Source organism: Polymorphospora sp. NPDC051019, assembly GCF_040683055.1.
Lineage (GTDB): Bacteria > Actinomycetota > Actinomycetes > Mycobacteriales > Micromonosporaceae > Polymorphospora > Polymorphospora lycopeni.
Map to the genome: position 1 here is coordinate 762,346 of NZ_JBFBCH010000001.1, position 20,859 is coordinate 783,204.

Below are 20,859 nucleotides of genomic sequence, written 5' to 3' on the forward strand. Positions count from 1 at the left end.
CGGCGGGCGGCTGAATCTGTGGGTCGTATCCGCGTACCGCAACCCCCGCCCGGGTAGTGGTGTGGGGACAGCCGACACCCGTACCCGGAAGGAGACATCGTGGCTGACGACGGCCCCGACCAGGCGCACCGGCGCCCGGCCGACCTGGACGACGTGACCGTGGCCGCGTTGGGCAAGCTCAGCGAGGCGCTCGAGACGACCGAGCGGGCCCGCGGGCACCTCTATTCGATGCACCAGCTCACCGGGCACGCCGACCTGCAGCTCGACGAGGCCGTCGAGCTCTTCCGGCGGGCCGGGCACCACGGGGTCGCCGACCGGATCGAACGGGAGCTGATCGGCCGCAACGTGATCGCCGGACGATGGACCTTCCAGATCGTCGAGGACTACGACGACGGCTACCATGCGACGTTTCGTGACCTGGAGGCGTGGGCCCGCGACGACCTGGCGGGTGGACGGCGCCATCTCTTCGAGGCGGAGATGAAGGAGCGGCGCCGGACGAAGGGGCTCGCCGGGCACGAGGCGCGACCGGCGGGGTGACTCCCGCTATTCGAAGCTGCTGGGACCGGCGTCGGCCGGCCGACGCCGCATGGCGTCGTCGGCCAGGATGACCGTGGCGACCATCAGCGCGACGACGACGCTGAACAGCCACGAGTCGTCGCTGACCAGGCGGGCGGCGACGGGGGCCTGAAGCGCGGTCAGCACGAAACCGAACCAGGCCCAGCGGCGCTGACGCGGAGAGAGGAATCCGGGGGCTTGACGCATTCGAAAAGTTTGCCCCGGAGAAACCGGATTGCCCTCGGCCGTTCGGTCGAAGTCGGGGTTGTCTGTCCGGTCTGCCAGCAACTGTCGGTGATCTGGTGGTTGCCGAAAGTTGGTCCGTGTTGTCAGCTTCCGCCGCCGCCACCGCCGTCCCCACCGCCGCCACCACCACCACCACCACCGTCGCCGCCCCAACTCCAGCCGCCGCCACCGCTGTCGCTGTCGCCGCTGTCGCCGACACCACCGTCGTCACCGCCTCGGCGGGACCGGCGGGCGGGGGCGGGCGAGCCGCGGCCGGCCCGGGAGACCGACATGTAGCGCCCCACGAGGGCGACCACCAGGATGAGGAGACCCAGGCCCAGGAAGGGCAGTAGCTCTGTCATGCCATCACTGTCGGGCATGCGTACGGGCCGGCCAACCCCTATGCGTATCGGCGTATTTCAGCGCGCGACCCCGGCGTCATAGGGGGAACGAGGGGTGGGGACGGCTCGGCGGGGCGGTGTGCGAGAGCGTTTTCCCTGCGGCAAGATCGGGGGCTGTGTCCGCCCCAACCACACCCCGGCTGTCCCTGCTCCTGCTCGCATACTTCGCGTTCGTCAGCCTCGGCCTGCCCGACGGCCTGCTCGGCGTCGGCTGGCCGTCGATCAGCGCGGGCTTCGCCGTACCCACCGAGGCCGTCGGCCTGCTGCTCACCGCCAGTACCGCCGGCTACCTGACCTCGAGCGTCGCCGCCGGCTTCACCATCAGCCGGCTCGGCGTCGGCTGGCTGCTGGCCGGCAGCACCGGCCTGACCTGCCTCGCCCTCGTCGGCTACGCGGCGTCCCCGGCGTACGCCCTGCTGATCGGCTGTGCACTGCTGCTCGGGTTCGGCGGCGGTGCGATCGATTCCGGCCTCAACGCCTACGCCGCGGGGGCGTTCGGTCCACGGCATATGAACTGGATGCACGCGTTCTTCGGCCTCGGCGTCGCCCTCGGCCCGCTGATCATGACGACCGTGCTGGCCACCGGATCCTCCTGGCGATGGGGGTACGGCGTCGTGGCGGCGGCGCAGGCCGTACTGGCAGTGGCCTTCGTGCTGACGGTGCGGGCCTGGAGCCGCCGGCAGCCGGCCACCGGCCCGGGCGAGGAGCCCTCCGCCCGGCCCGCGCGGGTGCCCGTACGGGAGACGCTGGCCCTGCCGGCGGTGTGGTTCGGCGTGCTGGCGTTCGCGGTGTACGTCGCCGTCGAGGTGACGGCGGGGCTGTGGGCGTACCTGCTGCTGACCGAGGGGCGCGGCCTGAGCGCGACGGTGGCCGGCGTCTGCGTGTCCGGCTACTGGGCCAGCCTCTTCGTCGGCCGGGTGGTACAGGGAGTGGTCGCCGAGCGCCTCGGTACGTCGACCGTGCTCACCGGCAGCCTGGTCGCGATGGTGGCCGGCGCGGTGCTGGTGGCCCTGCCCGCCTCCGGCTGGGTCGCCGTCGCCGGGCTGGCGATAATCGGGTTCGGCGCCGCGCCGGTGTTCCCGCTGCTCACCCTGACCACCGCCGAGCGGGTCGGGGCCGGGCACGCCGACCGCACGATCGGGTTGCAGATCGGTGCGGCGGGGCTGGGCGGGGCGGCGATTCCGGCCGGCGTGGGCGTGCTGCTGGGCCGGGTCGACGTGGAACTGCTCGGCCCGGCCCTGGTCGTGCTCTCGGCGGCCCTGCTCGCCCTCTACTCCGCAGCCAGCCGCCGCCCTCGCCGCCGTCCCCACCCGGCAGCGCTGATCAAGGACTAGTCACGCGACAAGGGCCGCAGCCCGGGCACGCCTTCTCCTTGATCGACGCGCAATTCAACGCGCGGTTCGACGCCGCGGTTCGGCGCGCGGCTCAACGCGCAGAAAGGCGCGCGCCGTTTAACGTACGGGTCAGTGCGGGCCGGAGCGGCCGGTGGTGGACGGGCGGTCGGCGCGTTGGTTGTCGGTCAGCTTCTCGCGGCCGGCCGGGGTGCTCTCCAGCTCCTCGGCCTCCGCGCCGTGGCCGAAGGCCGCCTCGGCACCCGCGTCGTTGCCGGTGACGTCGTCGAGTTGGCCGTCGGTGTCCCAGGTCGCCATCGCCTCGGTGAGGTCCTTAAGCGGCAGTCGCTGCTCGTCACGCCAGGTCTCGTCGGTCATTCACCGGTCGTACCCGGGGGCCGGGGGCCGAAACCCTGGTCGCACCCGGGGGCCGGGCACCGAAGCCCTGGTCGTACCCGGGGGTCGGGGCCGAAGCCCTTGGTCGCACCCGGGGGGAAGAACGTAACGGCGCCGCCGGCACGCGACGCGGCGGCCGCCGGCGGGTCGAACCCGCCGGCGGCCGCCGCTGATCCCGCCCCGCTACGGCTCGGACCGGTTCACCTCGCCGCGCCAGGCGCCGGTCTCCACGCCGCCGCGGCCCTCGATGAACTTCTTGAAGCGGTCCAGGTCACCCTTGACCCGCATGTCGATCATGCCGAGCTTGTCGGCGGCCTGTTCGGCCATGCCGTGCGGCTCGAGGTCCATCTGCGCGGTGACCCTGGTGTGGTTGGCGTCGAGGCGGTGGAAGGTGATGACCCCCGCCTGCTTCATGCCGCCGGTCGACTTCCAGGCCACGCGCTCGTCCGGCAACTGTTCGGTGATCTCCGCGTCGAACTCGCGTTTCACACCGGCGATCTCGGTCTTCCAGTGCGTCTTGGTGTCGGTGAGCTGGCGGACCTCCTTCACCCCTTCCATGAAGTGGGGGAACTCCTCGAACTGGGTCCACTGGTCGTACGCGGTACGAACCGGTACCGCGACGTCAACGGACTTGGTGACCGAACCCATGTGACTTCCTCCTTGATCGACAGTCCTGGACGGCCCTAGACGGGACGGGACTGGACGGGCGTGGACGTGGACCGGCCGGGGCCGGAAGGAACGACCGTCGGGTACGGGACCGCGGCTACCAGCGCGTCGACTCGTTCGCGTGACCCAACGCGGCCCAGACCTCGGATACCGTGCGGAACTCGGTGTCCGACGGCAGCCGGTCCAGCTCGGCGAGCACGTCGTCGGGCGCCTCGTTGTCCCGCGCGCTGTGCCGCAGCGTCTCCCGGTCGCCGGGCAGCGCCGACAGGCTGATGTAGCGGCCCAGCCGGCTGCGCTGCTCGACCTCGGCGGGCGTCATGCCCTGCGGGACGCCGGTCTGGTTCTCGCCGCCGGGGACCCGGCTGACCGGCGGCTGGTCCTCACCGGACGGCTCGGCCTCGCGCCACGGTTCCGCGCGGGCGCCGGCCTTCCCGGCGACGGTGCCGGCGACCTCCCGGTTCATCTGGTCGTCCAGTCGTGGTCCGTGTTTGCTGTTGCCACGTTCCATGACCTAGTCGCTACCCGGCCGCGTCCGCGCTAAACGATTTCCGCCGATCAGGAGCCGCGTGAAGAGGACGTCCGCGACCGGTCGTCGGCCGGGGCGCGTTCCGGTAGCACCGGGTCCTTCTCGGCGTCCTCGACCCCGCCCTGGATCGCCCGGCCCCGCTGGATCTCCGCGTTGACCTCGACCCCGAACAGCACCGCCATGTTGATCAGGTAGATCCAGATCAGGAAGGCGATGACCGCGCCGAGGCTGCCGTACGTGGCGTCGTACGACGCGAAGTTGGCGACGTAGAGCCCGAAGCCGAACGAGATCACCGCCGCCGCCAGCAGCGTCACCAGGCCGCCGGGGGTGAGCCAGCGGAACCTGGGCTGCTTCACGTTGGGCGCCACCCAGCCGAGCAACGCCAGGAGCAGCAGTGCGATCAGCACCAGGGCCGGCCACTTGGCGATCGCCCACGCGGTCCGGGCGGCGCCGCCGAGGTTGAGCGCGTCGCCGACGGCGTCGACGACCGGGCCGCTGACGATGAGCATGACGACGCTCGCGGCCAGCAGCACCAGGGTGACGACGGTGACGCCGAGCTGCAGCGGGCGCAGCTTGTAGAAGGGCCGGCCCTCCTTGACGCCGTAGATCGCGTTCGCCGCCCGGGTGAAGCCGCCGACGTAGCCCGACGCCGACCAGAGGGCACCGAGCAGACCGAAGCTCAGCAGCACCCCGGCGGAGCTCTGCTGGTTGACGACACCGTCGATGGCGTCGCGTACGCCGCCGCTGGCCACCACCGAGCCGGCGCCGAGGTCCTCGGCGATGCCGAGGATGGTGTCGACCGCGTCGCCGCCCCGGGCGACGAGGCCGACCAGGGCCACCACCACGACCAGCGACGGGAAGATCGCCAGGACCGAGTAGTACGTCAGGCTGGCCGCCCAGTCGGTGCAGTTGTCCTTGCCGAACTCCTTGGCGCTGCGGACCAGCACACCCTTCCACGTCGACCAGCGCAACTGGCGCAGCTGGCGGGGCAGTTTGCGCTGCCGGTCGCGCGGTCGGGCCGGCGGGTGCGTCGTCGTGGCCATCGCCCAACTCCCTGCTGCTTCGGCAGCGGCGACCCCCCGCCGCTGGTTGCGGTGGCCGTACCCCCGGGCGGACCTGGACAAACCCGTCATGGTTTGGCCGCTCGGCGGCGGGGAACGCAGCCAGTCGAGCATCTTCTAGGCGAGGAGGTCCGACATGCCCGCGCGTGACGAGCTGCCGAGCACGCTCCAGCGTTCGCCGGACAAGGCCCAGCGCACCTGGTCGAAGACGCACGACTCGGCCGTCGAGACGTACGGCGAGGGTGAGCGGTCGCACCGGGTCGCGTTCGCCGCGCTGAAGCACTCGTTCGAGAAGGTCGGCGACCACTGGGAGCCCAAGTCGGGCAAGGGCCCGAGCGACGAGCAGGCGGCCGGTGGTGGCCCGCAACGGCGGACGCCGACCGCCGGCGGGGTGGACGCCAACGCGTCCAAGGAACACCTCATGGACCTGGCCGCCCGGGCCGACGTCCGGGGCCGGTCCAGCATGACGAAGCCGGAGCTGGTCAAGGCGTTGCAGAAGGCCAACGACCGCAGCACCCGGCAGGCCCGCGAGAAGAAGAAGAGATCCTGACCGGTCCGGTGGCCGGGCGTCCGCCCGGCCGCCGGCTCCGTCCGGTACGTCACCAGCGCACCGCCGGGCCGCCGGGCGGTTCGATGTGGACGGCCTTGGCGACCGTCATCTCGTCGAGCAGTTCCGGGCCGTAGCCGAATCCCTCCCCGCTGGCGCGGCGCGGGTGCGCGGCCCCGCCCGGTGCCCCGCCGAAGACGGCGTTGACCTTGACGGTGCCGACCGGCAGTTCCCGCCAGGCCCGCTGCGCGTTCGCCATCGAGCCGGTCAGCACGGTGGCGGCCAGCCCGTACGGCGACCGCCCGGCCCGCGACAGCGCCTCGTCGTACGAGTCGACGACCAGCACCGGTGCGATCGGGCCGAACGTCTCCTCCCGCATCACCGCCATGTCGTCGGCGCAGCCGGCGAGGACCGTCAGCGGGTAGAAGGCGCCCGGCCCGTCGGGCACGGTCCCGCCGCACAGCACGTCGGCGCCGTCCGCGACCGCGGCGGTCACCTGGGCGTGCACGTGCTCGCGGTGCCGGCGGTCGACCAGCGGCCCGAGTTCGGAGCGCGGGTCGCGGCCCGGGCCGACCCGCATCTCGCGGCAACGGCCCACCAGCGCGGCCAGGAAGCGGTCGGCGACCGTACGGTGCACGTAGATGCGCTCGACGGCGACGCAGAGCTGCCCCGAGTTGGCGAACGCGCCGATCGCGGCCTGGTCGGCGGCCCAGCGCGGGTCCACGTCCGCGTCGACGATCAGCGGGTCGCTGCCGCCGTTCTCCAGCAGCGCCTTGGCGCCGGTGCCGGCGCAACTGGCGGCGATCGACCGCCCGGCGGCGGTCGAGCCGACGTGCGCGACGAGGTCGACCTGCCGGCCGGCCAGCGCGGCACCGACCGCGCCGTCGCCGGTGACGAGCGAGAGCACGCCGGGCGGCAGGTGCTCCGCCAGCAGCTTGACGAGGAGCCAGCCGGTCGCCGGGGTGCGCTCGCTCGGCTTGTGGACCACCGTGTTGCCGGTGACCAGGGCCGCGCCGAGCAGCCCGCAGGAGACCGCGACCGGGTCGTTCCACGGCGTGATCACCGCGACGACACCCCTCGGCTGGTACGTCACCAGGTCGATCGCCTCCGCCGCCCCGGCCAGCGTCCGGCCGCCGTGCAACGGCCCGAGTTCGGCGTACTGCCGCAGGGTGGCGACGCCCGCCTGGATGCCGGCCCGGGCACCGGCGAGGGGCTTGCCCATCTCGGCGGTCTGCGCGTCGGCGATCCGGTCGGCCGCGTCCTCGATCGCGTCGGCCGCCAGGTGCAGCGCGGCGGCCCGTACGGCGGGGGTGCTCGCCGCCCAGCCGGGCGCGGCGCCCCGCGCCGCCTTCACCGCGGCGTCCAGGTCGGCGCCGACGGCGGACGGCGCGGAGCTGACCGGGCTGCCGTCGGCCGGGTCCACCACCTCGAACCGGCCGTTGTCCCCGGCCGGCTTCCACTGCGCGCCGATGAGCTGTTCCACCTCGTACATCCGCCCGTAGTCCCCGCAGAAGGCGCCGGCAAACCGGCAGAATCATCGGGCGGGCCGGCAGAGCCGGCAGAATCATCGGCCAGGCCGGCAGAGCCGGCAGAATCATCGGCCAGGCCGGCAGAGCCGGCAGAATCATCGGGCATGGGAAGCGTGGATGCGCAGGGCGCCGACGCTCTGGTGATCGGGGCGGGCCCCAACGGGCTGGTCGCCGCGAACCTGCTGGCCGACGCCGGCTGGGACGTGCTGGTGCTGGAGGCGACCGCTGCGGCCGGTGGCGCCGTGCGGTCGGCCGAGATCACCGCACCCGGCTACCTCAACGACCTGTTCAGCTCGTTCTACCCGCTCGCGTACGCCTCGCCGGTGATCCGCCGGCTCGACCTGGAGGCGTCCGGGCTGCGCTGGACGCACGCCCCGGACGTGCTGGCCCACCTGCTGCCCGACGGCCGGGGCGCGGTGCTGAACCGGGACCCGGCGCGCACCGCGGCGTCGCTGGAGCGGTTCGCGCCGGGCGACGGCGACCGCTGGCTCGCCGCGTACGACGAGTGGCGGGCGCTGTCCGGGCCGCTGCTGTCGGCGCTGTTCACTCCGATCCCGCCGGTGCGGGGCGGGCTGGCCCTGCTGGCCCGGCTGCGTACGGCCGGCGCGCTGCGGCTGGCCCGCCGGCTGGCGCTGCCGGCGCGGACGCTGGGCGCGGAACTGTTCCGGGGCGAGGGCGGCCCGCTGCTGATGGCCGGCTGCGCCCTGCACACCGACCTGTCCCCGCTCGACGTCGGCAGCGGCGTGTACGGCTGGCTGCTGACCATGCTGGGCCAGCAGGTCGGCTGGCCGGTGCCGGTCGGCGGGGCGCAGCGGCTCACCGACGCGCTGGTGACCCGGCTGCGGGCCCGGGGCGGCCGGATCGCGTACGGCATGCCGGTCGACCGGGTGCTGGTGGCGCGGGGGCGGGCGGTCGGCGTACGGACCCGGGGCGGCACGATGTGCCGGGCCCGGCGGGCGGTGGTGGCCGACGTGTCGGCGCCGGCCCTGTTCCTGGACCTGGTGGGGCGGCGGTGGCTGCCGCCGCGGCTGGTGGACGACCTGGCCCACTTCCGGTGGGACGGCTCGACGGTGAAGGTCGACTGGGCGCTGTCCGGGCCGGTGCCGTGGACCGATCCGGCGGCGGCCGGCGCCGGCACCGTCCACCTCGGCGGCGACCTCGACGGGCTGACCGGGTTCGCCGCCGACCTGGCCCGCGGTGTGCTGCCGGCGGAACCGTTCCTGCTGGTCGGGCAGATGTCCACGGCGGACCCGACCCGGTCACCGGCGGGTACCCAGGCGCTGTGGGCGTACACCCACCTGCCGTTCCGGCGGGCGTGGGACGGCGCGGAGGTGGTCGCGCACGTGGCCCGGATGGAGGCGGTGCTCGAACGGTACGCGCCGGGGTTCGGCCGGCTCGTCGTCGGCCGGCACGTGGCCGGCCCCGGGGATCTGGAGCGGGCCGACCCGAGTCTGGTCGGCGGGGCGCTGGGCGGCGGTACGTCGGCGGCGTACCAGCAGTTCGTGCTGCGGCCGGTGCCCGGGCTGGGGCGGGCGGACACCCCGGTCGACCGGCTCTTCCTGGCGAGCGCGTCGGCGCATCCGGGCGGCGGGGTGCACGGCGGCCCGGGCGCGAACGCGGCGCGGGCGGCGCTGGCCCGGGACCGGGCGGTCGGCGGCGGCCTGTACGCGGCGGCGGTCTCGGCCGCCCACCGGGCGATCTACCGCTGAAAGTCGGAATGTGCGGATCGCGCGGCGATGACCGGCGATCCCATCTATGCAAGATCGTCGATCTCTGGTAGGAAAGTTGCAGGGTTGACCCATGTCATGTAGAAAACCCCCACCCGAGAACCGGAGTTCCCATGACACCCACCCGCCGCGCGACCCGACGCGTGCTCACCCTGCTGGTCGCGGTGTTCGCCGCCACCGTCACCGCCCTCGGCTTCTCCACCCCCGCCCATGCCATCACCCACTCCAGCGCGACGTCGCAGCTGAGCGCCGCCGGCATCAGCTGGACGTCCAGCGGCGGATGCAGCAACCGCAACGTCCCCACGTGTACGTCGTTCGACGGCATCCGCCAGGCGACGATCACCGGGATCATCACCTTCAAGCGGGCCAGCGGCTGCGCGGTCACCATCACCGCCGGCACCGAGACCGGACACGCCAGCGGCACCTACAGCCACTGGAACGGCTACAAGGTGGACATCCGGCTGAGCACCTGCGTGGAGAACTACATCACCCGGTCCTACACCTACGTCGGCTACATCTCCGGCTGGGGACACCAGTACCGGGCGGCCTCCGGCAACCTCTACACCAAGGAAGGCAGCCACTGGGACATCCTCTACTACACCTGCGGCTGCTGACCGGCCCGCGCGTGGCGCCGCCGCAGCGGCGGCGCCACGCCGCCGGTGCGGCCGGGGAATGAGACCGGCCCGGCCGGGGCATACCCGGGTCATGGAGGTGGCGCCATGACCCCTGCGACCGACCCGGCCGACCTGACGGAGATGGCCGGCATCGACCCGTTCGACGTCCTCGACACCGAGGCGGCCCGGGTGGACGCCTTCTACCGCGGGCTGTCCGACACCGGCTGGTCGGCCCCCACCCGGTGCCCGGGCTGGGACCGGCGCGACCTGCTCGCCCATCTGACCACCACCGAGGACTACACGCACGCCGGGCTCAACGGCAGGGTCGAGGAGTTCGAGGACGACCTCGGCGGGGCCGACCTGGACGACCGCAACGCCCGTGGGATCGCCCGGCGGGCCGGCCTGCCGCCGGAGACGCTGCTCGCCGAATGGCGGGCCGCCTCGGCCGACAACCGCCGCCGGCTGCGCGAGCGCGGCGAGCGCGGCACGCTCCAGACGGCCGCCGGCGACTATCCGGTCGGCCGTCAGGTGTTCTACCTGGCCAGTGAACTCGCCACGCACGCCGACGACGCCGGGGTGCCGCAGTCGCCCACCGAACGCGAGGAGCGGCTCCAGTGGCGGGTACGGTTCGCCCGGCTCGCGGTGGCCGAGGCCGGCCAGGGGGTGGTCGTCACCCCGGACGGCGGGATCGAGGTGATCCGGCTCGCCGGGCAGCGGGCCCGGCTCTCCGAGAGCGACTTCGTCGAGGCGGTCGCCGACCGCCTGGGCGACGGCGCGCTACCCGACGACATCCGCGAGGCACTGGTGGTGCTGGCCTGAACGGGACGCGACCCGGTCGGGCCCGCGGCGCCACCGGCGTACCGGCGACGGGCGGCGCGGATGCCGGCCGGCGGGCGGACCGGGGCGGGTCAGGCGCGGCCGACGCCGCGGTGCTTGCGGCGCAGGCGGAACGGCATCAACGCGCTCTCCACCTTGGTCGCGGTCGTCATCTTCGAGATGCCGTCGAGGCGGTCGGCGAACCGGATCGGCACCTCCAGCACGGTGTGCCCGAGCCGGGTGGCCAGGTAGTGCATCTCCACCTGGAAGCTGTAGCCGTTGGACTGCACCCGGCCGAGGTCGATGTCGCGCAGCACGTCGGCGCGCCAGATCTTGAACCCGGCGGTCAGGTCCCGGATGCGGACCCGCAGCAGCGAGTGCACGTAGAAGTTGGCCCAGCCGCTCAGCGCGCGGCGGTAGAGCGGCCACGCCTCGTCGAGCTGGCCGCCCGGCACGTAGCGCGAACCGATCACCACGCCGGCCCTGGTGGACAGCAGGGTGCCCAGCATCCCGGGCAGCGCCTCCGGCGGGTGCGACAGGTCGGCGTCCATCTGCGCCACGTAGTCGGCACCGGCCTCGAGCGCCCGACCGATCCCGTCGACGTACGCCCGGCCCAGCCCCTCCTTGCCCGGCCGGTGCACCACCGTGATCCGCTCCGGATGGTCGCTGGCCAGCTTGTCGGCCACCTCGCCGGTGCCGTCCGGGGAGTTGTCGTCGGCCACCAGGATGTGCAACCCCGGCAACGGCAGTGTGAGCAGCCGCTCGACCAGGACGGGCAGGTTGCCCGCCTCGTTGTAGGTCGGCACGACCACGGTGACGCGCGCGTCACACCACGGCGTGGGTAACTGCACGGGCTCGATCATGAAAGGCATCCTCTATAGGCTGACATTTCCTCCGCAGAGGGTAGTCACCCCACGCCGGTGCCGCAGTCCGCCACCCCGGCGCGGTGGCGCGGCCGACCCGCGCGACGCCAGGTTTACTCGCCCCGGCCCCGGGAACCCGGCCGAAGTGCCAGCTCAGCAGGTCGATCCCGGAGGTGGATCCGGCGCGCGACGCGCCGGACACCCGCGTACGGGCGCCGTCCTGTTCGACGCGGTGCTGTTCGACCGCGACGGCACGCTCGTGCACGACGTGCCGTACAACGGCGACCCGGACCGGGTACGCCCGTTCGACGGCGCCCGGGAGGCGCTCGACCGGCTGCGCGCCGCCGGGCTGCGGCTCGGTGTGGTCACCAACCAGTCCGGGCTGGCCCGCGGCCACTTCACCGCGGCCGACCTCGCCCGGGTCAACGCCCGGATCGAGGAGTTGCTCGGCCCGTTCGACACCTGGCAGGTCTGCCCGCACGACGAACCCGCCGCCGACGCTGAAGTGCCGGCCGGCTGCCGGTGCCGCAAACCGGCGCCCGGGCTGGTGATCGACGCCGCCCGGGCACTCGGGACCGTACCGGGCCGGTGCGTCGTCGTCGGCGACATCGGCCGCGACATGACCGCGGCCGGGGCCGCCGGAGCGGCGGGCGTACTGGTGCCGACCCCGGTGACCCGGCCGGAGGAGATCGCCGCCGCCCCGGCCGTCGCCGGGGACCTGCGCGGCGCGGCCGACCTGATCCTGCGCCGCCAGCGCCTGGTCGGCGGGGCGCGGGCCGGCGGGCGGACCCGCCCGCGCCGGGTGCTGGTCGCCCGCCCCGACTCGGCCGGCGACGTGCTGGTCACCGGTCCGGCGATCCGGGCGGTGGCGGCCGGCGCCGACCGGGTGGTGATGTTGTGCGGCCCGCGCGGCCGGGCCGCCGCGGAACTGCTGCCCGGCGTCGACGAGATCGTCGAGTGGTCGCTGCCGTGGATCGACCCCGACCCGGCGGCCGTCGACCGCGAGCAGGTCGGCCGGCTGACGGACCGGCTCGCCGCGACCGGCGTCCAGGAGGCGGTGCTGTTCACCTCCTTCCACCAGTCGGCGCTGCCGCTGGCCCTGGTGCTGCGGATGGCCGGCGTACGGCGGATCGCGGCGATCAGCGACGACTACCCCGGTTCGCTGCTCGACGTACGGCACCGGGTGCCGCTCGGCATCCCCGAACCGGAACGGGCCCTGTCGCTGGCGGCCGCCGCCGGCTTCGCGCTGCCCGACGGCGACGAACCCGTGCTGCGGCTGCGGATCGGCCCCGGCCCCGCCGCCCGGCCGTACGTCGTCGTGCACCCCGGCTCGTCGGTGCCGGCCCGGGCCTGCCCGCCGGCCCGCTGCGAACAGATCGTCCGGGCGCTCGCCGGTGCCGGTCACCGGGTCGTGGTCACCGGTGGTCCGGGCGAGCGCGAACTGTGCGCCCGGGTCGCCGGCACCGCCGGGATCGACCTCGGCGGCCGGACCGCACTGCCCGACCTGGTCCGGATCATCGCCGGCGCCGGTGCCCTCGTCGTCGGCAACACCGGGCCGGCGCACATCGCCGCCGCCGTCGGCACCCCGGTGGTCAGCCTGTTCGCCCCGACCGTCTCCTTCGGACAGTGGGGGCCGTACCGGGTGCCGTGGGTCCGGCTCGGCGACGCCGCCGCCCCCTGCCGGCACACCCGCGCCACGACCTGCCCGGTCACCGGCCACCCCTGCCTGTCGAAGGTGGAGCCGGACAGCGTCGTCGACGCGGTCCGGCTGATCGGCGTACCGGCCGGCGCCCCCGTGGCGGGTGCCGGGTGAACATCCTCCTCTGGCACGTGCACGGCTCCTGGACCACCGCGCTCGTGCACGGCGGACACCGCTACCTCGTGCCGGTCAACGCCGCCCGGGACACGTACGGGCTCGGCCGGGCCCGCACCTACGACTGGCCGGACACCGTACGGGAGGTCACCGCCGAGCGGCTGGCCCGCGAGGACATCGACGTCGTCCTCCTGCAACGCCCCGAGGAGGTCGACCTCGTCCACACCTGGCTCGGCCGCCGGATCGGCCGCGACCTGCCGGCGGTCTACGTCGAGCACAACACCCCCAAGGGCGAGGTGCCGCAGAGCCGGCACCCGTTCGCCGACCGCGACGACCTGCTCGTCGCCCACGTCACCCACTTCAACGAGCTGTTCTGGGACACCGGGGCGACCCGGACCGCCGTCATCGAGCACGGGGTGGTCGAACCGGTCCCGCGCTGGACCGGCGAACTCGACCGGCTCGCCGTGGTCACCAACGAGCCGGTACGCCGCTGGCGGGTCACCGGCACCGACCTGATGCCCCGCTTCGCGGCGGTCGCCCCGCTCGACGTCTACGGGCTCGGGGTGGCCGGGCTGCCGGGCAGGCTCGGGCTGCCCGTCGACCGGCTCACCGTCCACGACGACGTACCGCAGGACCGGATGCACGCCCAGGTGGCGAAGCGCCGGGCCTACCTGCACCTGTGCCGGTGGACGTCGCTCGGGCTCAGCCTGGTCGAGGCGATGGCGATGGGCATGCCGGTGCTCGCCCTGGCCAGCACCGAGGCGGTCGAGGCGGTCCCGGCCCAGGCCGGCGTGCTGTCGACCCGGGTCGACACCCTCGTCGACGCCGCCCGGTGGCTGATCGACGAACCGGAGGCGGCCGGCCGGCTCGGGGCGCGCGCCCGCGAGGTCGCCCGCACCCGCTACGGCCTGGACCGGTTCCTGGCGGACTGGGACCGGTTGCTGGAGGAGGAAGTATGCGTATCGCGATGATCTCCGAGCACGCCAGCCCGCTCGCGGTGCCCGGCGGCGAGGACGCCGGCGGGCAGAACACGCACGTGGCGCAACTGTCGACGGCACTGGCCCGCGACGGCCACGAGGTACGCGTCTACACCCGGCGGGACTCGCCAGACCTGCCGGCGGCCGTGCCGCTGCCCGGCGGCGGGTACGTCGTGCACGTACCCGCCGGCCCGGCCGAGCCGCTGCCCAAGGACGCCCTGCTGCCGCACATGGGCGACTTCGGCCGCTGGCTGGGCGAGCGGTGGGGCGGCGCCGAGCCGCTGCCCGACGTCGTCCACGCGCACTTCTGGATGAGCGGGCTCGCCGCGGTCACCGCCGCCCGGCGGACCGGGGTGCCGGTCGTGCAGACGTACCACGCGCTCGGCACCGTCAAACGCCGCCACCAGGGCACGATGGACACCAGCCCGCCGCGCCGGATCGGCTACGAACGCACCCTCGGCCGGGCCGTCGACCGGGTCGTCGCGCAGTGCGCCGACGAGGTGCGCGAACTGGTCCGGATGGGGGTGCCCCGCAACCGGATCGTGGTGGTGCCCTCCGGCGTCGACGACGAGGTCTTCGCGCCGACCGGGCCGGTCGCCCCGCGCGAGCCGGGCCGGCCGCGCATCCTCACCGTCGGCCGGCTGGTCGAACGCAAGGGCTTCCAGGACGTGATCGCCGCGCTGCGGCTGATCCCCGACGCCGAGTGCGTCGTCGTCGGCGGGCCGCCGGGCGCCCGGCTCGACGACGACCCGCACGCCCGCCGGCTGCGGGCGTTCGCCGTCGCGCTCGGCGTCGCCGACCGGGTACGCCTGGTCGGCGCGGTGCCCCCGGACCAGATGCCGCACTGGTACCGCTCGGCGGACGTGCTGGTCGCCGCACCCTGGTACGAGCCGTTCGGCCTCACCCCGCTGGAGGCGATGGCGTGCGGCGTACCGGTGGTCGCCACCGCCGTCGGCGGGCTCACCGACACCGTCGTCCACGGCCTGACCGGTGACCTGGTGCCGCCCCGCGACCCGCGCGCCCTCGGTGCCGCGATCCACGCCCTGCTCGAAGACCGGGTACGCCGGTTCGCGTACGCCTCCGCCGCCGTCGACCGCGCCCGGCAGTCGTACACCTGGCGGCGCGCCGCCGCCCAGCTCGGCACCGTCTACTCGGCGGTCGTCGGCGTGCGCCGCACCAGCGGGGCGGTCGCCTGATGGCGGCCCCCTCGGTGCTCGACGCCCACCTCGCCGCGCTCGCCGCCGCGCTGCGGCCGTTCCGGCAGGCCGCCGACCTGCTCGGCCGGTGGGGCGGCGAACTGGCCTGGACCCTGGGCACCGGCGGCCGGCTGCTGGTCGCCGGCAACGGCGGCAGCGCGGCCGAGGCCCAGCACCTGGCCGCCGAACTCGTCGGCAAGCTACGCGACGACCGCACCCCGCTGTCGGCGATCGCGCTGTGCGCCGAGACGTCGTCGCTGACCGCGATCGGCAACGACTACGGCTACGAGGAGGTCTTCGCCCGCCAGGTACGCGCCCACGGCCGGGCCGACGACGTACTGCTGCTGCTGTCGACCAGCGGCCGCAGCGCCAACCTGCTCGCCGCCGCGCGGGCCGGCCACGAACAGGGCCTGCGCTGCTGGGCGCTGACCGGCCCGGCCCCGAACCCGCTCGCCGAACTGTGCACCGAGGTCCTCGCGGTGCCGTCGCCGGAACCGCAGGTCGTGCAGGAACTGCACCTGCTGTCGGCCCATGTGCTGTGCGAGTACGTCGACCGTGACCTGCCGGCCGTGCGCGGCCTCTCCGGCACCGTGCCGACGGTGGAGCACATGACCGGCCGGAATGGGGGAATCCGCAGCCTCGGTGCCCCAACCGAGGCAAGCGAGGTGAGCACATGACGCACCGCCTGGTCGTCGTCGGCGACACCCTGCTCGACCGCGACGTGGACGGGATGGTCACCCGGCTCTGCCCCGACGTGCCGGTGCCGGTGCTGGAGGAGGCGACCACGCTGGACCGGCCCGGTGGCGCCGGGCTGGCCGCGCTGTTCGCCGCCCGGCAGGGCTTCGACGTCGCCCTGGTCACCGCGTTCGCCGACGACGACGGCGGGGCCCGGCTGCGCGAACTGCTCGCCGACGCCGGGATCGAGGTGCACGTCCTGCCACTGCCCGGCGCCACCGCCGAGAAGATCCGGCTGCGGGCCCGCGGCCAGGTGCTGCTGCGGCTCGACCGCGGCGGTGCCGCCGGCCGGCCCGGCGAGCCGCCGCCCGCCGCCCGGGCCGCGCTCGCCGGCGCCGCCGCGATCCTCGTCAGCGACTACGGGCGCGGGGTCGCCGCCGCACCGGCGGTGCGGGCCGCGCTGGCGCGTACCGCCGCCCCGGTCGTCTGGGACCCGCACCCGCGCGGCCCGCGCGCCGCGCCCGGCGTCCGCCTGCTCACGCCGAACGAGACCGAGGTACGGCAGCTCACCGGCGACGACCCGGACGGCTCCCGGCTGGCGACCGCCTCCCGGGGCGCCGAGGAACTGCGCCGGCGCTGGCGGGCCGGCGCGGTCGCGGTGACGATGGGCGGCGACGGCGCGCTGCTGTGCCACTCCGGCCCGACACCGCTGGTGGTGCCGGCGCCGGCCAACGCCGACGGCGACACCTGCGGTGCCGGCGACCTATTCGCCGCCACCGCCACCGGTGCGCTGGCCCAGGGGGCGCTGGTCTCCGAGGCCGTGCAGGAGGCGGTCCGCGAGGCGAGCGAGTACGTCGCGGCGGGCGGCGTCGGTGCCGTGCTGGTGCCCGGACCGGGCAGCGGCGCGGCGGTGAAGGCCGCGTACCGGCGCCCGACCGGGACCGGCGTGTGCGGTGACCGGCCGGCCACCGCCGCACCGGACGGTCCCGGCGGCGACGGCGCCGGGGTACGGCACCACGGCGCCGACGGCGACTCGGTGGCGGCCGGGGCGCTGGTCGCCGACGTACGGGCCCGGGGCGGCACGGTGGTGGCCACCGGCGGCTGCTTCGACCTACTGCACGCCGGCCACGTCGCCACCCTCCAGGCGGCCCGCCGGCTCGGCGACTGCCTCGTGGTCTGCCTCAACTCCGACGCCAGCGTCGCCGGGCTGAAGGGGCCGGACCGGCCGGTCGTGCCGCAGGGCGACCGCAGCCGGTTGCTGGCCGCGCTCGGCTGCGTCGACGCGGTCGTCATCTTCGACGAGGCCACCCCGCACGCGGTGCTGTCCTGGCTGCGTCCGGACGTGTGGGTCAAGGGCGGCGACTACGCCGGCGGTGGCGGGGACGAGCCCGACCTGCCCGAGGCGGCCCTGGTCCGGCGCTGGGGCGGGCAGACCGTCGTCGTGCCGTACCTCGACGGCCGTTCCACCACGCGGATGATCGCCGCGGCCCGTGCCGGCGCCGGGGAGGCGGCCGGATGACCGCGACCGCACCGGGCGGCGGCCCTTCCGTACTGGTCACCGGCGGGTCGAGCGGTCTCGGCGCGGCGGTCGTCGCCGCGATCGCCGACGCCGGCGGCCGCCCCTGCGTGCTGGACCTGATGGAGCCGGCCCCGGGCGTGCCGTGGCTGGCCTGCGACCTCGCCGACACCCGGGCCGCGGAGGAGGCCACCCGGCGGCTGGCCGAGACGGCCGGCGGGTTCGACGGGGTGGTCACCGCGGCCGGGGTGGACCGGCCGGGCGCGCTGGTCGACGTGCCCCCGGCCGACTGGGACCGGGTGGTGGCCGTCGACCTGCTCGGCACCGCCGCCGTCATCCGGGCCGCGCTGCCGTCCCTGATCGAGCGTCGCGGCCACGTGGTCACCGTCGCCTCCACACTCGGCCTGAAGGCCGTCGCCGACGCCACCGCCTACTGCGCCGCCAAGTTCGGTGTCGTCGGGTTCACCCGCGCGCTGGCCGCCGAACTCGCCGGCTCGGTCGGGGTCACCCTGCTGGTGCCGGGCGGGATGCGGACCGCGTTCTTCGCCGGCCGCGAGGAGCAGTACCGGCCGGGCGCCGACGCGGTGCTCAACGACCCGGCCGCGGTGGCCGCCGCCGTCGTCTTCGCCCTGCGCCAGCCGCCCGGCAGCGCGGTACGTGAGATGGTGCTGTGCGCCGACCGGGAGACGTCGTACCCATGATCCTGGTGCTGCGGGCCCTCGGGGTCGGAGATCTCGCGACGGTGGTGCCGGCGCTGCGCGGCCTGAAGGCCGCCTACCCGGACCAGGACCTGGTGCTGGCCGCGCCGCGCTGGCTGGTGCCGCTGGTCGACCTGGTCGGCGTGGTGGACCGGCTGGTTCCCGTGGAAGGGCTGGGACCGGCGGAGCAACCGGAGCCCGCTGGCGGCGCCGGCCCGGAACCCGGCGGTGGCGGCGGCCCGGAACCCGGCGCCGGCCCGGAGCCGGGGGAGTGGGCGGCGCTGGACGGGGTGACCCCGGAGGTGGCGGTCAACCTGCACGGGCACGGCCCGCGGTCGCACGAGCTGCTGCTGGCCGCGAACCCGGGGCGGCTGCTCGCCTTCGCCTGCCCCGCCGCCGGGCACCTCGACGGTCCACGCTGGAACGACGACGAGCACGAGGTGCAGCGCTGGTGCCGCCTGCTGCGCTGGTACGGCATCGACACCGACCCCGGCGACCTGGGGCTGCGCCGGCCCCCGCCGGCCTGGCTGCCGGTCGGCCTGACGATCGTGCACCCCGGCGGCAAGGACCCCGCCCGGCGCTGGCCCGCCGACCGCTGGGCCGCCCTGGCCCGGACCCTGGACGGGCTCGGCCACCACATCGTGGTCACCGGGTCGGCCGACGAGCACGACCTCGCCGAGGAGGTCGCCGGCGGCGCCGGGCTGCCGATGAACGCCGTACTCGCCGGCCACACCGACCTGGCCGAACTGGCCACCCTCGTCGCGTACGGCCGGATGCTGATCAGCGGCGACACCGGCGTCGCGCACCTCGCCACCGCGTACCGGACCCCGTCGGTGGTGTTGTTCGGCCCGGTCCCGCCGCGGCGGTGGGCGCCGCCGCCGGACCGGCCCTGGCACCGGGTGCTGTGGCGGTCCGACCTGGCCGGCGAGCCCGCACCGGCGGACCGGCCGCACCCGGCGCTGCTGGCCGTCGGCCCCGACGAGGTGGTGGCGGCGGTGTCCGAGGTGGACCGGATCGGCCAGGTGCGGGATGCGGTTACGGCGCACTGACCTGAGCCGCCCCGGGTACGGCCGGCGCCGACGCGGCCGTGGCGTCAGCTTCCTCGACCCCGACGGCCGGCCGATCACCGCGCCGGACGAACTCGACCGGCTCCGCGCTCTGGCCATCCCGCCGGCCTGGCGGCAGGTCTGGATCTCACCCGACCCGTGCGGCCACATCCAGGCCACCGGCGTCGACGCCGCCGGCCGCAAGCAGTACCTCTACCACCCGCTGTGGCGGGTGCGGCGGGACGAGGCCAAGTTCGACCGCGTGCTCGAGGTCGCCGCCCGGCTGCCGGTGCTGCGCGAGCGGGTCGCCGTCGACCTGGCCGGCCGTGGCCTGCGCCGCGAACGGGTGCTGGCCGCCGTCACCCGGCTGCTCGACATGGGCATGTTCCGGGTCGGCGGGGACCAGTACGCCGCCGGTGCCGATCCCACGTTCGGGGTGGCGACCCTGCGCGCCGAACACGCCCGGCCACGGGCCGGCCGGATGGTCCTGGAGTTCCCGGCCAAGGGCGGCGTCGCCCAGGTCCGCGAGGTGGCCGACCGGGACGTCTGCGCCGTGCTGCGCCACCTGCGACGCGGTCGGGCCGCCGGTGACCGGCTGTTCGGCTACCGGGCCGGCCGGCACTGGTACGACGTGCGCAGCGACGAGATCAACGGCTACCTGCGGCAGGCCAGCGGCGGCGCGATGACCGCCAAGGACTTCCGTACCTGGCACGCCACCGTCCGGGCCGCGACCGGGCTGGCCGGCGCCGCCCCGGCGACCTCGGCGACCGCCCGGCGGCGGACCGTGACGGCCGTCATGCGCGAGGTGGGCGGCCTGCTCGGCAACACCCCCACCGTGGCCCGGGCGTCCTACGTGGACCCCCGGATCGTCGACCTCTACCACGACGGGGTGGTCGCCGAGGTGGCCGACCCGGACAGTCGCGACGACGCCGAGCGGGCCGTGCTGGAGCTGCTGGTCAATCGGTGAGCACGTGCGACAGTTCGTCGCGGAACCGGCGCTCCGACTCGGTGACGACCTCGCCGCCGATGCCGAACACCCCGCCGCTTCGGGCCGCCGACACCACCTCGTCGGCGATGGTCAGCAACCAGTGCTTGTACGCCCCGGCGTCGCCCTCGTCGGCCTTCGCGGCGAGCAGCGCCGCCGCCTCCTTGGCCCGCCCGAGTACGTCGGCGAGCATCGCCCGCGGGTCCGGCGGGGCGATGAGCGGCAGTTCCTCACCGGTCTCCGGGTCACCGACCCGGGACACGAGTTCGACCGCGATGGCCGACACCAGCGGGCTCGGCGCCTCCCGTCCGGTCGAGATCGCCTCCAGCCCGGCCGCGTTCTCGGCCATGGTCCGGCGGGTGCTGTCGGTCTCCGCCGCCGTCGCCGCGGTCAGCACCGCGTGCGGCAGGCCGACCAGCAGCCCCCACTCCTCGTCGCTGAAGCCGAAGGTGCTGAACACCGGCTGCTCGGTCACGGCGTCACCTCGCTCCGCTCGGCGCCGCCGTGCCTTGCACCGGGCCTGATGGTTCCCTCGCTTCGCTCGGTCACGATGCTCTCCCAATTCGTCTGGTCACCGGACCGCCCTTCCGGACGGCGGACGGACCTTGCGTGAGATTAGTTCAACCCGTATGTCGGGATCAGCCCGCCTGGCGGGCCGGCAGGTGTCGGGATCAGCCCGCCTGGCGGGCCGGCAGG

The 20,859-nt window shown here is 75.0% G+C and carries 23 protein-coding genes; 14 read left to right on the forward strand and 9 right to left on the reverse strand.

The annotated features are described in order from the left end of the window. Positions 1–96: 96 nt before the first annotated feature. Positions 97–537, forward strand: coding sequence for a hypothetical protein (locus tag AB0M79_RS03365; RefSeq protein WP_364207615.1), 441 nt, complete (start codon positions 97–99; stop codon positions 535–537). A gap of 6 nt (positions 538–543) precedes the next feature. Here the strand turns inward: AB0M79_RS03365 and AB0M79_RS03370 are convergent, their stop codons facing one another. After that, positions 544–762 carry a hypothetical protein gene (locus AB0M79_RS03370; RefSeq protein WP_357537860.1) on the reverse strand — a complete coding sequence of 73 codons (219 nt, stop codon included), beginning with the start codon at positions 760–762 and terminating at the stop codon, positions 544–546. A 122-nt stretch (positions 763–884) separates the two neighbouring features. Then, complete coding sequence (locus AB0M79_RS03375; protein ID WP_364207350.1) at positions 885–1,142, reverse strand: hypothetical protein; 258 nt, start codon at positions 1,140–1,142, stop codon at positions 885–887. 155 nt (positions 1,143–1,297) lie between these two features. On the opposite strand from AB0M79_RS03375, the gene AB0M79_RS03380 reads away from it, so the two are divergent. Beyond that, entirely contained in the window at positions 1,298–2,515 is a 1,218-nt protein-coding gene (locus AB0M79_RS03380) for an MFS transporter (RefSeq protein WP_357537857.1), read from the forward strand. Positions 2,516–2,644: 129 nt separating this feature from the next. Here AB0M79_RS03380 and AB0M79_RS03385 read toward each other — a convergent pair whose 3' ends face one another. The 4 genes from AB0M79_RS03385 to AB0M79_RS03400 all read right to left on the reverse strand — a co-directional run bounded on the left by AB0M79_RS03385 (position 2,645) and on the right by AB0M79_RS03400 (position 5,143). Then, a complete protein-coding gene (locus AB0M79_RS03385; RefSeq protein ID WP_357537855.1) occupies positions 2,645–2,890 on the reverse strand; it encodes a hypothetical protein in 246 nt (81 codons plus the stop codon). A gap of 201 nt (positions 2,891–3,091) precedes the next feature. Beyond that, positions 3,092–3,556, reverse strand: a complete 465-nt coding sequence (locus AB0M79_RS03390; protein WP_364207353.1) for an SRPBCC family protein — start codon at positions 3,554–3,556, stop codon at positions 3,092–3,094. A gap of 115 nt (positions 3,557–3,671) precedes the next feature. Then, complete coding sequence (locus AB0M79_RS03395; RefSeq protein ID WP_364207355.1) at positions 3,672–4,082, reverse strand: DUF2795 domain-containing protein; 411 nt, start codon at positions 4,080–4,082, stop codon at positions 3,672–3,674. A 47-nt stretch (positions 4,083–4,129) separates the two neighbouring features. After that, positions 4,130–5,143, reverse strand: a complete 1,014-nt coding sequence (locus AB0M79_RS03400; RefSeq protein ID WP_364207357.1) for a YihY/virulence factor BrkB family protein — start codon at positions 5,141–5,143, stop codon at positions 4,130–4,132. A 154-nt stretch (positions 5,144–5,297) separates the two neighbouring features. Here AB0M79_RS03400 and AB0M79_RS03405 point away from each other — a divergent pair, with 154 nt between their 5' ends. Then, a complete protein-coding gene (locus AB0M79_RS03405; RefSeq protein WP_364207359.1) occupies positions 5,298–5,711 on the forward strand; it encodes a ChaB family protein in 414 nt (137 codons plus the stop codon). Positions 5,712–5,760: 49 nt separating this feature from the next. On the opposite strand, the gene AB0M79_RS03410 is transcribed toward AB0M79_RS03405, so the two are convergent. After that, positions 5,761–7,200, reverse strand: coding sequence for an aldehyde dehydrogenase family protein (locus AB0M79_RS03410; protein ID WP_364207361.1), 1,440 nt, complete (start codon positions 7,198–7,200; stop codon positions 5,761–5,763). A gap of 141 nt (positions 7,201–7,341) precedes the next feature. Between AB0M79_RS03410 and AB0M79_RS03415 the strand changes: the two genes are divergently transcribed. From AB0M79_RS03415 to AB0M79_RS03425, 3 genes are all read left to right on the forward strand, one after another. Continuing rightward, on the forward strand, positions 7,342–8,946 hold the full coding sequence (locus AB0M79_RS03415; protein WP_364207363.1) for an NAD(P)/FAD-dependent oxidoreductase: 1,605 nt from the start codon (positions 7,342–7,344) through the stop codon (positions 8,944–8,946). Between the two features lie 131 nt (positions 8,947–9,077). Further along, complete coding sequence (locus tag AB0M79_RS03420; protein WP_364207365.1) at positions 9,078–9,578, forward strand: hypothetical protein; 501 nt, start codon at positions 9,078–9,080, stop codon at positions 9,576–9,578. A gap of 105 nt (positions 9,579–9,683) precedes the next feature. Continuing rightward, entirely contained in the window at positions 9,684–10,397 is a 714-nt protein-coding gene (locus tag AB0M79_RS03425) for a maleylpyruvate isomerase N-terminal domain-containing protein (protein WP_364207366.1), read from the forward strand. Positions 10,398–10,486: 89 nt separating this feature from the next. Here the strand turns inward: AB0M79_RS03425 and AB0M79_RS03430 are convergent, their stop codons facing one another. Continuing rightward, a complete protein-coding gene (locus AB0M79_RS03430; RefSeq protein WP_364207368.1) occupies positions 10,487–11,257 on the reverse strand; it encodes a polyprenol monophosphomannose synthase in 771 nt (256 codons plus the stop codon). 145 nt (positions 11,258–11,402) lie between these two features. On the opposite strand from AB0M79_RS03430, the gene AB0M79_RS03435 reads away from it, so the two are divergent. From AB0M79_RS03435 to AB0M79_RS03470, 8 genes are read left to right on the forward strand one after another with little or no spacing between them, the layout of a single operon-like run. Continuing rightward, on the forward strand, positions 11,403–13,070 hold the full coding sequence (locus tag AB0M79_RS03435; protein ID WP_364207370.1) for an HAD-IIIA family hydrolase: 1,668 nt from the start codon (positions 11,403–11,405) through the stop codon (positions 13,068–13,070). After that, positions 13,067–14,041, forward strand: coding sequence for a glycosyltransferase (locus AB0M79_RS03440; protein ID WP_364207372.1), 975 nt, complete (start codon positions 13,067–13,069; stop codon positions 14,039–14,041). Before AB0M79_RS03435 ends, AB0M79_RS03440 begins: the two co-directional genes overlap by 4 nt. Beyond that, a complete protein-coding gene (locus AB0M79_RS03445) occupies positions 14,026–15,243 on the forward strand; it encodes a glycosyltransferase (RefSeq protein WP_364207374.1) in 1,218 nt (405 codons plus the stop codon). Before AB0M79_RS03440 ends, AB0M79_RS03445 begins: the two co-directional genes overlap by 16 nt. Continuing rightward, positions 15,240–15,920, forward strand: coding sequence for an SIS domain-containing protein (locus AB0M79_RS03450; protein ID WP_364207616.1), 681 nt, complete (start codon positions 15,240–15,242; stop codon positions 15,918–15,920). The genes AB0M79_RS03445 and AB0M79_RS03450 overlap by 4 nt, the downstream gene beginning before the upstream one ends. Next, positions 15,917–17,437, forward strand: coding sequence for a PfkB family carbohydrate kinase (locus tag AB0M79_RS03455; protein ID WP_364207376.1), 1,521 nt, complete (start codon positions 15,917–15,919; stop codon positions 17,435–17,437). Before AB0M79_RS03450 ends, AB0M79_RS03455 begins: the two co-directional genes overlap by 4 nt. Beyond that, positions 17,434–18,135, forward strand: a complete 702-nt coding sequence (locus AB0M79_RS03460) for an SDR family oxidoreductase (protein WP_364207378.1) — start codon at positions 17,434–17,436, stop codon at positions 18,133–18,135. Before AB0M79_RS03455 ends, AB0M79_RS03460 begins: the two co-directional genes overlap by 4 nt. Further along, a complete protein-coding gene (locus tag AB0M79_RS03465) occupies positions 18,132–19,181 on the forward strand; it encodes a glycosyltransferase family 9 protein (RefSeq protein WP_364207618.1) in 1,050 nt (349 codons plus the stop codon). Before AB0M79_RS03460 ends, AB0M79_RS03465 begins: the two co-directional genes overlap by 4 nt. Next, positions 19,162–20,145: a DNA topoisomerase IB gene (locus AB0M79_RS03470; protein ID WP_364207380.1), complete on the forward strand. Its 984-nt coding sequence runs from the start codon at positions 19,162–19,164 to the stop codon at positions 20,143–20,145. The genes AB0M79_RS03465 and AB0M79_RS03470 overlap by 20 nt, the downstream gene beginning before the upstream one ends. On the opposite strand, the gene AB0M79_RS03475 is transcribed toward AB0M79_RS03470, so the two are convergent. Further along, on the reverse strand, positions 20,135–20,638 hold the full coding sequence (locus AB0M79_RS03475) for a hypothetical protein (protein ID WP_364207382.1): 504 nt from the start codon (positions 20,636–20,638) through the stop codon (positions 20,135–20,137). The two genes, AB0M79_RS03470 and AB0M79_RS03475, sit on opposite strands and share 11 nt — an antisense overlap. Positions 20,639–20,859: the final 221 nt, after the last annotated feature.